Origin of the sequence: Actinoallomurus sp. NPDC052308 (assembly GCF_040679195.1) — a bacterium.
In the GTDB taxonomy this organism is placed as follows: Bacteria; Actinomycetota; Actinomycetes; order Streptosporangiales; family Streptosporangiaceae; genus Actinoallomurus; species Actinoallomurus liliacearum.
Genome location: NZ_JBFAUM010000013.1, coordinates 1 through 12,653, shown reverse-complemented (window position 1 = coordinate 12,653; position 12,653 = coordinate 1). Strand labels below are relative to the sequence as shown.

14 protein-coding genes are annotated in these 12,653 nt (G+C 69.8%); 9 read left to right on the top strand and 5 right to left on the bottom strand.

Going from position 1 to position 12,653, the window contains the following annotated elements; all coding sequences use genetic code 11:
• Positions 1-53 precede the first annotated feature (53 nt).
• Both AB0L00_RS26880 and AB0L00_RS26875 read left to right on the top strand, forming a co-directional pair.
• The gene (locus AB0L00_RS26880) at positions 54-1,313 is read left to right on the top strand and encodes an MFS transporter (RefSeq protein WP_364439575.1); all 1,260 of its coding nucleotides are present in this window, start codon (positions 54-56) and stop codon (positions 1,311-1,313) included.
• 215 nt (positions 1,314-1,528) lie between these two features.
• Positions 1,529-2,536 carry a hypothetical protein gene (locus tag AB0L00_RS26875; protein WP_364439572.1) on the top strand — a complete coding sequence of 336 codons (1,008 nt, stop codon included), beginning with the start codon at positions 1,529-1,531 and terminating at the stop codon, positions 2,534-2,536.
• 261 nt (positions 2,537-2,797) lie between these two features.
• Here AB0L00_RS26875 and AB0L00_RS26870 read toward each other — a convergent pair whose 3' ends face one another.
• Complete coding sequence (locus tag AB0L00_RS26870) at positions 2,798-3,379, bottom strand: dihydrofolate reductase family protein (protein ID WP_364439569.1); 582 nt, start codon at positions 3,377-3,379, stop codon at positions 2,798-2,800.
• Between the two features lie 197 nt (positions 3,380-3,576).
• Here AB0L00_RS26870 and AB0L00_RS26865 point away from each other — a divergent pair, with 197 nt between their 5' ends.
• From AB0L00_RS26865 to AB0L00_RS26855, 3 genes are all read left to right on the top strand, one after another.
• Positions 3,577-3,747 carry a hypothetical protein gene (locus AB0L00_RS26865; RefSeq protein ID WP_364439566.1) on the top strand — a complete coding sequence of 57 codons (171 nt, stop codon included), beginning with the start codon at positions 3,577-3,579 and terminating at the stop codon, positions 3,745-3,747.
• A gap of 500 nt (positions 3,748-4,247) precedes the next feature.
• A complete protein-coding gene (locus AB0L00_RS26860; protein ID WP_364439563.1) occupies positions 4,248-5,381 on the top strand; it encodes a right-handed parallel beta-helix repeat-containing protein in 1,134 nt (377 codons plus the stop codon).
• Entirely contained in the window at positions 5,378-6,013 is a 636-nt protein-coding gene (locus AB0L00_RS26855; RefSeq protein ID WP_364439560.1) for a carbohydrate binding domain-containing protein, read from the top strand. The genes AB0L00_RS26860 and AB0L00_RS26855 overlap by 4 nt, the downstream gene beginning before the upstream one ends.
• A gap of 211 nt (positions 6,014-6,224) precedes the next feature.
• Here AB0L00_RS26855 and AB0L00_RS26850 read toward each other — a convergent pair whose 3' ends face one another.
• Positions 6,225-7,040 carry an NADP-dependent oxidoreductase gene (locus AB0L00_RS26850; protein ID WP_364439558.1) on the bottom strand — a complete coding sequence of 272 codons (816 nt, stop codon included), beginning with the start codon at positions 7,038-7,040 and terminating at the stop codon, positions 6,225-6,227.
• A gap of 403 nt (positions 7,041-7,443) precedes the next feature.
• Here AB0L00_RS26850 and AB0L00_RS26845 point away from each other — a divergent pair, with 403 nt between their 5' ends.
• A complete protein-coding gene (locus AB0L00_RS26845; protein ID WP_364439555.1) occupies positions 7,444-8,577 on the top strand; it encodes an FAD-dependent oxidoreductase in 1,134 nt (377 codons plus the stop codon).
• A 9-nt stretch (positions 8,578-8,586) separates the two neighbouring features.
• Here the strand turns inward: AB0L00_RS26845 and AB0L00_RS26840 are convergent, their stop codons facing one another.
• Entirely contained in the window at positions 8,587-9,219 is a 633-nt protein-coding gene (locus AB0L00_RS26840) for an MBL fold metallo-hydrolase (RefSeq protein WP_364439552.1), read from the bottom strand.
• Positions 9,216-10,301, bottom strand: coding sequence for an S-(hydroxymethyl)mycothiol dehydrogenase (locus AB0L00_RS26835; protein ID WP_364439549.1), 1,086 nt, complete (start codon positions 10,299-10,301; stop codon positions 9,216-9,218). Before AB0L00_RS26835 ends, AB0L00_RS26840 begins: the two co-directional genes overlap by 4 nt.
• Positions 10,302-10,461: 160 nt before the next feature.
• On the opposite strand from AB0L00_RS26835, the gene AB0L00_RS26830 reads away from it, so the two are divergent.
• Complete coding sequence (locus AB0L00_RS26830) at positions 10,462-10,695, top strand: hypothetical protein (RefSeq protein WP_364439546.1); 234 nt, start codon at positions 10,462-10,464, stop codon at positions 10,693-10,695.
• Positions 10,696-10,705: 10 nt separating this feature from the next.
• Here AB0L00_RS26830 and AB0L00_RS26825 read toward each other — a convergent pair whose 3' ends face one another.
• On the bottom strand, positions 10,706-11,182 hold the full coding sequence (locus AB0L00_RS26825; RefSeq protein ID WP_364439544.1) for a hypothetical protein: 477 nt from the start codon (positions 11,180-11,182) through the stop codon (positions 10,706-10,708).
• A gap of 201 nt (positions 11,183-11,383) precedes the next feature.
• Between AB0L00_RS26825 and AB0L00_RS26820 the strand changes: the two genes are divergently transcribed.
• Together AB0L00_RS26820 and AB0L00_RS26815 are read left to right on the top strand one after the other, a co-directional pair.
• Entirely contained in the window at positions 11,384-11,956 is a 573-nt protein-coding gene (locus tag AB0L00_RS26820) for a hemerythrin domain-containing protein (RefSeq protein ID WP_364439541.1), read from the top strand.
• Between the two features lie 203 nt (positions 11,957-12,159).
• Positions 12,160-12,567: an STAS domain-containing protein gene (locus tag AB0L00_RS26815; protein ID WP_364439538.1), complete on the top strand. Its 408-nt coding sequence runs from the start codon at positions 12,160-12,162 to the stop codon at positions 12,565-12,567.
• Positions 12,568-12,653: the final 86 nt, after the last annotated feature.

Below are 12,653 nucleotides of genomic sequence, written 5' to 3'. Positions count from 1 at the left end.
CGGTCACGCGCCCTCCGTACCCATCACCCAGTACGCGAAAGTCTGTCTTTCCCATGCTCGAGACCCGGCAAGCCGCCCGGCCGTCCGCCACCGCGCGCCGACCGAACTCCTGGCGGATCGTCGCCGCGGCGATGTTCGTCTGTGGCTGGGGCGGCAACCAGTTCACCCCGCTCCTGCTGATGTACCGCCGGCTGGGCGGCTACTCCGCGCTCAGCGTCGACGCCTTCCTCGGCGCGTACGTCGTCGGGCTCGTGCCGGGGCTCCTGCTGGCCGGGCCGGTCTCGGACCGGCGCGGGCGACGCCCCGTGCTCGTGGCCGGCACCGTCGCCTCGGCCGTCGCGAGCCTGGTGCTCTCTTTCGGCGGCCAGAGCGCCTGGGCCATCTACGCGGGCCGGCTGATCACCGGCGTCGCGGTCGGCATCGCCATGGCGGTGGGCAGCAGTTGGGTGAAGGAGCTGTCGACCGAGGCGGACACCGGACTGGCCGCACGCCGCGCCGCACTGTGCCAGACGGCGGGATTCGGACTCGGCGCGGGCGTCGCGGGCGTGGTCGCCCAGTGGGGTCCGTGGCCCATGGTGACCCCGTACGCCGCCCATATTCTCCTCACCGTGGCGATCCCCGCGCTGCTCCTGCGGGTGCCGGAGACCCGGCCGCCGCTCCCGGACGCAACGGGTTCGGTCCGGGGGCTTCTCACGGGGTTGGTGGCCGACCTCCGCGTCCCCGCTCCCGCCCGCAGGCGGTTCCGGCTGGTGGTGCTGCCGATGGCACCGTGGGTGTTCGGCGCGGCCGGACTGGCGTACGCGGTCATGCCGCAGCTCGTCGGCTCGCGCGTGGGGCACTGGGGACTCGCGTACGCGACCGGGCTCACCGTGCTGACCCTGGGCATGGGCGCGGCCGCGCAGCCCGTGGCCAAGAGACTGCAGGGCGGAGCGAGGAACCGCACCGGGCGGGCGCCCGTGGCGGCGATGACGGTGATGGTCCTCGGCGCGACGTTGTGCGCGGCGAACGCGGTGCTGCTCTCGCCCTGGCTCGCAGCCGTCACCGCGGCGATCCTGGGCGCCGGCTACGGCATCGCGGTGGTCTCCGGACTGCTGGACATCCAGCGCATGGCCGGCGCGGACGACCTGGCCGGCCTGACGGGCGTCTACTACACGCTCGCCTACGCGGGCTTCCTGCTCCCGACCGTCCTGGCCACCCTGTCGGCCTGGCTCTCCTACGCGGTCATGCTGGCCGCGGTGGCCGCCGCGGCCCTGATCTGCCTCGTCCTCGTCGTCACCGGCACCCGCGTCACGGCACCACCGCCCCCGACGTAAAGCTGAGCGTCCCGCCGGCGCTGTTCAAAACCCATTACTTCGGAAGGAGCTGGGCGTGTTTCGGCGCCTATTCAAAATCGTGGCGAGCGAAAACGACGAATCCGTTTTTTCCTGATCTGCTCTGACCAACTCCGACGATCGGCCGCATGTGGTCATTGTGCGTGGTTGCCGCCATGAGCGGTGCGGGTCCTTCAGCACCGCCTAGTGTTGCCTGCATGCCTCTGACTCGACGCAGTGTCTTGTTCGGTTCGGCCGCCTTTGCGTTCGGCCTGGCGACAACCTCATGCGGCCGTGCCGCTTCCCCCGGTACGCATACCGGCTCTCCCGGCAAGAGTCTCGGCTCTCCCAGCACAAACCCCAGCGCGCCCATCGATGAAGAGGTCGTCGGCGCCCTACGGGGCCTGGCGAAGGAAGCCGGGCGGGAGACCTTTCAATCGGTGGAGGTATCCACCGACCCGCGGTTCGACAGGACGCTGAACGCCGACCTTCTGATGGCCGATGGCAGCGTGCAGACATTCACCTACAGCCACAGCTGGAAGAAGGGTGACTACGACGCGAAATCCGAGTTCACGTCACCGGCGTCGGCCCGTATCGACGAACTGCCACTGGAACACCTGCAGGCCTATCTCAATGTCATGCGAGGGGAGGCTCACGACATCACCTTCAAAGTCGACTACGTCGGGAGAGTCCAGGTGACGGCACTCGTGAACACGGACGAGGTGGGACTAAAGCTGGACGGGACAGGGACCGTTCCCCATTGTGATCCCGACAAGGTGGCCGGAGTCAAGTCGGCCGTCGCCGAGATGGTTGCCGTCTACGGCCGCGGTGCGGAACGGATCGGTTCCTTCAACGGTTTCGTCCATATGGACGCCAATGTCGCCGGCTGCCACGCACCGGTGCGCGTCGTCCGGCGCCAGAAGGCGGCGGCGCAAGCCGACATCGTCCAGGACAAGTTGTTCAGCCGGAGCGAACTGTTCGATCCGCGCGGCTTCGATCCGACGATGGCCGTCACCCGCAAGGCGACCATCGCCAAGGAGGCCGGTGTCAAGGGAGAGGTCTGGGACTGGGAGTACCGGCGACCGCCGAAGGGCGGCGAGCCACTGGTCTCGTACGGCATCGGACCGAAGGGCTCGAGCACCCGGGTCTGGCTCGACGAGAAAGGGAAGATCACCGCGATAGTCGCCGGGGAATGCAAGAGCGACAGTGGTTGGTGCCCGGAATGAATCGAAACCATCATTGACGCTGCCAGCGACGTACCAGGCCCGACGAATCGGTCATCGCCCCGTCAACGTCGGCGGCAACGGGACCACAACGGCGGCAGAGTCACCGCGAAGCCGAACGCGGGCGAAGGGTGGTTCCCATAGCCGAGAACCACCCCGCACGCGGACGGCCTGGCCGGCGTCTATCACACGCTCGCCTACGCGGGCTCCCTGCTCCCGACCGTGCCCGGCCTGGCTCTCCTATCCGGTCATGTAAGCGTCTTGTCAGCGTCGCACGCGGTATCGCAAATGGGTTGCACGCCTGCCCTGAATCACCACCGGGTCGTCAAAGCGGTGCGGTGCATTGGTGAGGCCGGCGAAGTAAGGGATGCCCGCGCCGAGCAGTACCGGTACGAGGCTGACGACGACCTCGTCCACCAGCTCCAGGTCGAGGGCCTGCCGCGCGATGTCCGCGCTCGCGATACTGACGTCCTTCTCTCCCGCGATCTCCTTGGCACGGGCGATGCCCTCTGCGACGCCGCCGACGAACGTCGTACGCGGCCGTTCGCCGGCGTCTCGGGGCGCATTGTGGGTCACGACGACGACCGGTGCGCCGATCGGATGGCTGTCGTCCCAACCGTTGGTCAGGTCGAACAGCCGACGGCCGCAGATCAGCGCACCCACGCCGGCGAGAACGTCACGCAGCATCCGCGCGCTGTCGGCGTCGACCTGGAACGACCAGCGCTCGTCGGCACTGGGCACGGTGACGTCGCCAGCGCCGTACCAGCCGAACAGCTCACCGGTCCCGTCCTTCGGATCGGCGATATATCCGTCCAGCGACATCGTCATGTGCGAGTAGACGGCCATGTTGCCCCTCTCGTGGTGCTGCTCTCCCGGATGAACGATCTGATGACCGTTCAACGCTTCCAGAGATCAGGACTCATCTGTGATCACATGATCGAGACCGCAGCTCACCCCTCCATACTCAGGCGGTCAAGGGCTCTATGAGCTCGTCGCGGCGGGACCAGGGGCGGCTTTCGATGTCATATGCGGACAGTGCCTCCATGACATCACGCGGGACCCACTCGATCGGCATAAGCGACCTGCGCCAGCTCCTGACCCTGTACAAGGTCGACGCGGACACCCGCGACCGCCTCATCGACCTCGGCCGCAACGCCCGCAAGCGCGGCGGCTGGTGGTCCTCCTATCGCGACGTCCTCCCCGGGACTCTGTAGTAGGAAGTCTCGGACTGAAGTTCGACGCCCAGGCCGCAGCAGGGACGTTCCTCGGGGGACTCGCAGCGGCGAGCGGTCACATGGCTGTCGCCGGGGCTTCGATAGGCGTCACAGTTGTTCCCTACCTAGCAGGAAAGTACAAGGGTTACCGAGAAGCGCGTCGAACTTCGCCGGTGGCGTACCTACTCGCGGTTGATCGGAAACTCGGCGACTGATCCGGGCCCTACGGAACTGAAGAGCGGCCGAGCAGTCCCCCTACGAACAAACGGCCATTCCTGACCTAGTGAAGTACAAGGCTAGGGTCATCTCAAGACGCAATTTTCACGCGCCACTGCACGCCCCGGCGACAGCGACTGGAGGCTTGCGCAGCCCGGCGGTCCCCGCTGTCGCTCCAGGCTCAGCACGCGCGGTCACGCGGCTTCGGCGGCGCCTACTCGGTGTGGGCCCGCGCAGGCCGCCATGACGCCGGTGGCCGGGTCCAGGGTGATGCTGTCGAAGGCGTGGACTTCCGGCTGGCGAACACCACGTACTACTTCCAAACCGGTACGCACACGCTGGGCACCGACCCGTACGCCCAGATCATGCCCGGTAACGGTTCGACGTTCCTCGGCGCGCCCGGCGCGGTGCTGGACGGGCAGAAGCTGAACCACTACGCGTTCACGCAGCAGGCGACCGGCGTCACGATCCGGTACCTGACGATCACCGGTTTCACCGCACCGCACGATCAGGGCGTGGTCAACCACGACTCCGGCGACGGCTGGGTCGTGGAACACAACACGATCCGCGACAACACCGGCGCGGGCCTGATGGCCGGCGCCAAGAACGAGATCCGCGGTAACTGTCTGAAGGACAACGGCCAGTACGGCCTGAACGCCTACAAGACCGGCAACACCATCGCCGACCTGGTCGTGGACGGCAACGAGTTCACCGGCAACAACACCGACGACTGGGAGCACCAGCAACCCGGGTGTGGATGCACCGGCGGGATGAAGTTCTGGGCGGTGAACAGCGCCGACGTGACCGGCAACTGGATCCACGGCAACCATGGGCCAGGGATATGGGCCGACACCAACGACAACGACTTTCTCATCGAGGGCAACCTCATCGAGGGCAATGACTCGCATGCGATCTTCTACGAGATCAGCTACAACGTGGTGATCCGGAACAACACCCTGCGTGACAACGCCTGGCCCGCCGGTTCCGAAAAGGCGGCGAAGGGCGACCCGTTCCCGGTCGGCGCGATCTACCTGTCCGAGGCCGACGGTGAGCCGCGCCTGCCCGCACGCACCGGCAAGATCGAGGTCACCGGCAACCTGCTGGACAACAATTGGGGCGGAATCACCGCCTGGGCGAACGCCGACCGCTTCTGCAACAGCCCGGCCTCGACGACCGGCGACTGCACGTCGATCGTCGGTCCGAGCAACACCTCACAGTGCTCCGCGCCCGCCATCGCCGGCGAACCGCTCTACACCGACTGCCGATGGTGGACGAAGAACGTCGACGTCCACCACAACACCTTCGACTTCGACCCCGCCGAGGTGAACGGCGGCTGTCCGACGCGGTACTGCGGGCACATGGGCCTACTGTCCAACTGGGCACGTACCCGGACTGGTCTCCGTACAAGGGCGACGTGATCCAGAAGTCGATCGTCCACGAGTCGAACAATTCCTGGCACGACAACACCTACACGGGGCCGTGGCAGTTCAAGGTCACCGACATGGGCAATCTGATCTCGCCCGCGCTATGGGTCGCGCCGCAGTACGGACAGGACGCCGGCAGCACCTTCGACGGCGTGAAGCCCACTCCGCCCGCCATCGTCGAGCAGGACTTCGAGTCCAGCTCGGTCTCTCCGTACGCTCCGTGGTACAGCGCGAGTGTCACGCACCAGACCGGTGACGCGCACGGCGGCTCGGGTTCGCTGCGGATGACGACCGATCAGGCGTCCGGCAGCGCGATCCAGCTCGACAACTACCCCGGCTACACGGGGGTGGTCGCCGGCACGAGCTACCGGGCGTCGCTGTGGTATAAGGAGGCCGTGGCGACCATGCCGGCCGTCACGTGGAACGTGCGCTGGCGCGATGAGTCCGGCACCGTGCTGCGTACCGACCCGGTGACCCTGGCCCGGGAGACCACCTGGACCGAGGCGGCCGGCACGTTCACCGCGCCGGCGGGCGCCACCCGCGTCGACTGGACCTTTACGTGGAACGCGGGCCAAACCGGGCCCGCGTTCCAGATCGACGACCTGGCACTGCGTCCGGCACCGTAGGTGTCGCGGCCGAGTCGCGAGTCAAAGGGCTCGCATATCCACTGAAGTAGAACCTCGGAGCCCGGATCATGAAGATGGGTGTCATGTGGGCGAAGAGGCGGCGGAACCGGGCGGCGCGGATCGTGACAGGAAGCGGTTTCGCGCCGGCCGACCGTGGAGTGGTGGAGAAGAGCCGGCGTCGTACCATTCCGCGAAGGATCAAGGGCGTGCCTCAGAAGGTCACGGTGATCTTTCCGGCCAGGCCGCCTTGGCGGAAGCGTTCGTGTGCGGCCTGGATCTCGTGGAGGCCGAAGGTGGAGTGCACACGCGGCCGCAGTGAGCCGTGGTCGACGAGCTTGGTGAGCTCGTTCAGTCCCGCGCCGTCCTCCCGCACCTGGTTGACGGTGGTGCGGACACCGCGTGCGGACAGGTCGGGGACCGGGCCGGCCTGGGTGGCGATCGACGCGTACCGGCCACCGTCGGCCACCGCGTCGGTCACGAAGGCCCCGAAGGTGTCGAAGACCGCGTCATAGCCGCGGTCTTCGAGAGTGCGGTGGTCAGTGGTGACGAGGCCGGCGCCGTGGTCGCGGGCGAAGGCGGCCTGCGCGTCCTTGGAGACCACGGCGTCGACTTCGACGCCTCGTGCCCGGGCGATCTGCAGGGCCAATCCTCCGACCGCACCCGCGGCGCCGGCGATCAGCAGCCGCTCTCCGGCGGCCACCGCGAGCCAGTCCAGCGTCTGCCAGGCCGTCAGACCGGGAAGTGGCAGGGTGGCGGCCTCGATCAGGCTGACCGCCTGCGGCGCGACGGCTACCGCCTGCGCCGGAAGCGCGACCAGGTCGGCCCAGGTACCCCGGGCGGAGCCGAGTTGATGCGACATCGCGATGACGCGTTCCCCGGCGCGCAGGCCGCTGCTGCCGCCGTCGACCACGATGCCGGCCAGGTCCCAGCCGAGCGTCATCGGCAGCGGTGGTGTTCCCTCCCCGATGGCTCCCTCCCGCGTCTTGTCGTCAACGGGATTGATGCTGGTCGCAACGGTCCGGATCAATACCTCCCCAGATCCCGGTTCAGGCTCGGGAACCTCGACGAGAGTGAGAACGTCGGGTGTGCCGAACCGGTCGATCTGTATGGCGCGCACGAAGAGCCCTTCAAACGACTGCTGCTGGCCCACGCTGCAACGCTTGCGATGATCACCAGATTCCCCCCGCCGAAGGCCGCCGGCTCGGCAGGCCGGCTCGCGACCTCACAGGTCACGATGACACCCGCCGGGCTTCGGCGGTCATACGGCCTCGGCGGCGCCCACCCGGCGCACTGGCACACAGGCGACCAGCGACACGGACGGCGACCCGGAGGACGATGTTCGGGGCGACGTAGACGCAGGCCCGCCCCGGCAGGCGCGGTATGACGGCCGGCGGTCGGGGATGGTGTCGGAGGAAGGGAGCGGGTGGACCATGCTTCGGTACGCGGTGATCGGCGGCGGGATCGTGGGAGCGGCCCTGGCGGACCGGCTGGCCGGGGAGGGGGCTTCGGTGACCCTCCTGGAGCAGGACCGGCCCGGCCGGGCGACCAGCAGGTGGAGCTTCGCCTGGCTCAACGCCGCCGCCAAGACTCCGGAGGCCTACCACCGGCTCAACGCCGACGGCATGCGCGCCTGGGCGCGGCTGGCCGCGGAACTGGACGGCGCCGCCTGGCACCGGCCGGTCGGAAACCTGCAGGTCGCCGACGCCGCGCGACGGGAGCAGGTCGAGGCCACGGTGGCCCGGGCGCACGCGTGGGGGTACGCGGCGCGCCTGGTCGGCCGGGACGAGGTGGCCGGGATCGAGCCTGCCCTGCGCCTGCCGGACGCACCGGCGCGGGACCTGTCTTTCGCCTGGTTCCCTGAGGAGGGCTACCTGCTGACCGAGCCGCTGGTGGAGCGGCTGGCGGCGCGAGCCCGCCGGCACGGGGCCCGGGTGCGCACCGCCGTGCGGGTCACCGGTATCGAGCGCTCCGGCGGGCGGGTCACGGCGGTGCGCACCACCGCGGGTGAACGGGTCCCCGCCGACGTCGTCGTCTGCTGTGCCGGGCGCTGGACCTCGCGGGTCGCCGCGATGGCGGGGGTCCGCGTCCCGCTGGTCGATCCGGAGCCGCCGGGTTCGACCGCGCCGGGGTTCGTGGTGCGGGTCGGCCCGGTCGAGCACCCGCCGACGCGGGTCCTGCACACGCCCCGCGTACACCTGCGCCCGCACGGCCCGGACACGGTGCACCTGGAGGCCGGGGACGTCACGGCGGACCTGCACACGCCCGACGCCGTTCAGCGGGAGCTGGCGGACACCCTCCTGGACCGGGCCCGGCTCGTCGCGCCGAGCCTTCGCGAGGCGCGCGTCCAGGAGTACCGGGTGTGCGTGCGGCCGATGCCGGCCGACGGGATGCCGGTGGTGGGGGTGGCCGGAGCCGCCCCCGGCCTGTATGTCGTGGTGACGCACAGCGGCGTCACCCTCGCCGCACGCCTCGCCGAACTCGCGGCCCGGGAGCTGCTGGAGGAAGTTCGGCTGCCGGAGCTGGAGCCCTACCGGAACGAGCGCTTCGCCGAGCAGGCCGGCTGAGCATCGCGGTCAGTGGCCGCGGGCGATCCACTCCTCCAGGTGCGGGGACTCCGCGCCGATCGTGGTGTCGTCGCCGTGACCGGTGTTGACGACCGTCTCCGGCGGCAGGGCCAGCAGACGGTCGCGGATCGAGTCGATGATGGTCGGGAAGTCGGAGAACGACCGGCCGGTCGCGCCCGGCCCGCCCTGGAACAGGGTATCGCCGGAGAACACCGCGCCCAGGGCCGGGGCGTGCAGGCAGACCGCGCCGGGGCTGTGGCCCGGCGTGTGCAGGACGGTCAGCTCGACGTCGGCGACCCGGATCGTCTCCCCGTCCGCCAGGTCCGCGTCGGGCGCGCGGTCGGGATGGGTGAGATCCCAGAGCGGCCGGTCGGCCGGGTGCAGCAGGATCGGTGCTCCGGTGCGGGCGGCCAGGGCCGGGGCCGCGTCGACGTGGTCGTCGTGGGCGTGGGTGCAGACGATGGCGACCAGGCGGCGGTCGCCGACCGCCTCGGCGATCGCGTCGGCGTCGTGCGCCGCGTCGATGACCAGGGCCTCGGCGTCGTCGCCGATGATCCAGACGTTGTTGTCGACGTCCCATGTGCCGCCGTCGAGCGAGAAGGTGCCCGAGGTGACGAGGTGGTCGAGGCGTGCGGTGGTCACAGCGTCACCACCGAACGCAGGGCGTCGCCCCGCCCCATGCGCTCGAAGGCGCCCTCGACGTCGTCCAGCGGGATCGTCTCGGAGACGAAGGCGTCCAGGTCGAGCCGGCCCTGGAGGTACAGGTCGATCAGCATCGGGAAGTCCCGCGAGGGCAGGCAGTCGCCGTACCAGGAGGACTTGAGCGCGCCGCCGCGCCCGAACACGTCCAGGAGCGGCAGCTCGAGCCGCATCTCGGGCGTCGGGACGCCGACGAGGACGACCGTGCCGGCCAGGTCGCGCGCGTAGAAGGCCTGCTCGTACGTCTCCGGTCGGCCGACGGCGTCGATGACGACGTCGGCGCCGAAGCCGCCGGTCAGGTCGCGGATGGCCTCGACGGCGTCCGCGTCGCGGGAGTTGACGGTGTGCGTGGCCCCGAGCTTCTTGGCCTGGTCGAGCTTCCGGTCGTCCAGGTCCACAGCGATGATCTTCGCGGCGCCGGCCAGCCGGGCGCCCGCGACGGCCGCGTTCCCCACGCCGCCACAGCCGATCACGGCGACCGAGTCGCCGCGGCCCACTCCCCCGGTGTTGATCGCGGCGCCGAGACCCGCCATCACGCCACAGCCGAGCAGCCCCGCCGCGGCCGGTGCGGCGGCCGGGTCGACCTTCGTGCACTGGCCCGCGGCGACCAGGGTCTTGTCGGCGAACGCGCCGATGCCCAGGGCGGGTGAGAGCTCGGTACCGTCGGTCAGGGTCATCTTCTGCGCGGCGTTGTGCGTGTTGAAGCAGTACCACGGGCGGCCGCGCAGGCAGGCCCGGCACTGGCCGCAGACCGCCCGCCAGTTGAGGATGACGAAGTCGCCGGGCGCGACATCGGCGACGCCCGCGCCGACCGACTCCACGATGCCCGCGGCCTCGTGGCCGAGCAGGAACGGGAACTCGTCGTTGATCCCGCCCTCGCGGTAGTGCAGGTCCGTGTGGCAGACCCCGCAGGCCTGCACCTTCACGACCGCCTCACCGGGGCCCGGGTCGGGCACGAGGATCGTCGTCATCTCCACCGGTGCGCCTTTGGCCCGGGCGATGACTCCGCGTACTTCCTGTGCCATGCGTGGGTGTCCTTCCGGTACGGGGCCTGGTGCGGCCCGGTCGGCCTCGGGGGGCTGTGCGCCGATCGTACGCGCGACCGCCCCTCTTCCGGGCAGAGGGTTCCACCGGCCGGAACCCGTTGATCCGGGTGTCTGGTGATTTCAGGGGTAATGGAGTGGCATGACCCATCACCAGCGACACGGCAGCGACGAGGATCTCGTCGAGGAGCAGGGCGTCAACGCGGACCCGGCCACCGACGAGGAGACCGACACGGCACCTGACCACGACACTCCCGGCAAGGCCGCACCGCCCGAGCCCGTCGACCTGCTCGCCGCGGAACCGGACCGCCGGGTCGGCCTCCCGGAGCAGCGGCCCGGCTATCCGGGTCAGCAGCGATCGGTCGAGACGAGCTGACCGCCGGCCGTCACGGGCCGAAGATCGCCTCGGCGGTCTCGGTACGCAGTCCCTCCACGGTGTCGGCCTGACGGCGAGCGCGGGCGAGGAGCCCGTCGAGCTCCTCGGCGCTCAGCCGGTCATCGTGCTCGGCGACCGCCCGGAGCGTACGCCATCCCGAGGCCTTGCCCTCGATGCCGAGCCGCATGACCTCCAGCTCCAGCAGGTCGCTCAGCGGCGACCGGCTGGTCAGGTGCCCATTCGGCTTCAACCGCCCGATCTTCTCGGCGATCCAGCCCGCGCAGACCTTGTACTGCTGCGCCGACACGCCGAGGGTGCGCATGATCCGCAACAGCGCCGCGCGGTCCTCGGCGATCTCCTCGGCGAGTTGCCGGAACAACGCCCCGCTCTTCTTTCCCTTGTGCGTCCCGGCGCCCCGGCGTGCGAGCTCGACACCGGCGGTCGCGCCGGCCAGGTGATCGTTGAGATAGATGCCCAGAAGGTCCATGCCGGGTCTTGTGCCACGTGAACGGCCGTTTCATGCGTCCGCCGCCCAGGGCGCGCCACCGCATGAGACGTCGCGGGCCGCCCCTGCGGGCACCGGCGACGCTCACCCGGCGACACGGAGCGGTGACGCAGCAGGATTGAGCGGCGCTCGGTGGGTAAGGAGGGGGTCACTCATCGGCACGGACACGAAGAGGAAGAGCGCATGGCCGACGTCGTCGAACTCATCACGCAGGACCACCGCACGTTGGAGGAGCTGTTCGACGAGCTGCAGAAGGACACCGAGCGCCGCCCCGAGCTGCTCGACAAAGTGGCGGCACTGCTGACCGCGCACTCGCGCGCCGAGGAGGAGCGGGTCTATCCGGTGGTGGCGAAGGACGCCGGGGAACGGGATGAGGCGGAGCACGGGACCGAGGAGCACCACGAGGCCGAGGACATGCTCGAGCGACTCCGCGCGATGCCTCCGGAGGGGAGAGAGTTCGAGGAGAAGCTCAAGGAGTTCATCGACGCGGTCAAGCACCATGTCGAGGAGGAGGAGAGCGACATCCTCCCCGCGCTCCGCGAGGCGGTCTCCGCCGAGCGCCTCCAGGAACTCGGCGCCGCCTTCGCCGAGCGTCGCCGGGAGGAGCTGACCGGCGGCTCCGGCTCCGGCTCCGGCTCCGGCTCCGGGGAGCAGACTAAGGACGAGGTGTACGAGGAGGCCCGCGAGCTCGATGTGCACGGCCGCTCGACGATGAACAAGGACGAGCTGGTCAAGGCGGTCGACGAGAAGCGCTAGGCCACGCGCACAGCGATCACGGAGTCACCGGGAGCCGCCTACGGGAGGAACTCCGGACATAATCGCAGGTCAGCGGCTATTAAGGATTTTCTGCGCTGAAATCGGGTACATGGCTAGTCCCGACACAACGGCGCTGACTGTCGGTCAACCCGTCAGTTGAGAGCGTCGTCCCCGTTCCCGGCCAGCCGTGAGGTGGAATCTCGATGCGACATCTGTCCACGGTCGATCTCGAGGTGGAGCAGGTCTCCGGAGTGACCATCGTCCATTTCCCGCAAGAGGTCGACGCGGTCAACGCCGCGGCGATCCGGGAGCGCGTACTCCGGCTCCTCAACAGCGGGGTGACGGAGATGCTCCTGGACCTGACCGGCACGAGGTTCCTCGACTCGGCGGGCGTCCACATCATCGTGCGGGCCCACGGCCGCAGCACCGCCCTGCGCGTTCCCCTGTCCGCCGCGATCCCGGAGGAGGGCACCGTACGGCGGGTCTTCGAGCTGACGGGGCTGTCGCGGCTCGTTCCGACCACCACCGGCCGGCCCCGGCCGGGACCGGCGGCGTCCCGGTCGTGCTCGACCGCCGGGGCCCGCGGACGCGGCCGTAAGCCGCGACGGTGACCCGGCCGCCGGTCCCGGCCGGGGCGGGCCGGCCGGTGGTGGTCGGAACGAGCCGCGACAGCCCCGTCAGCTCGAAGACCCGCCGT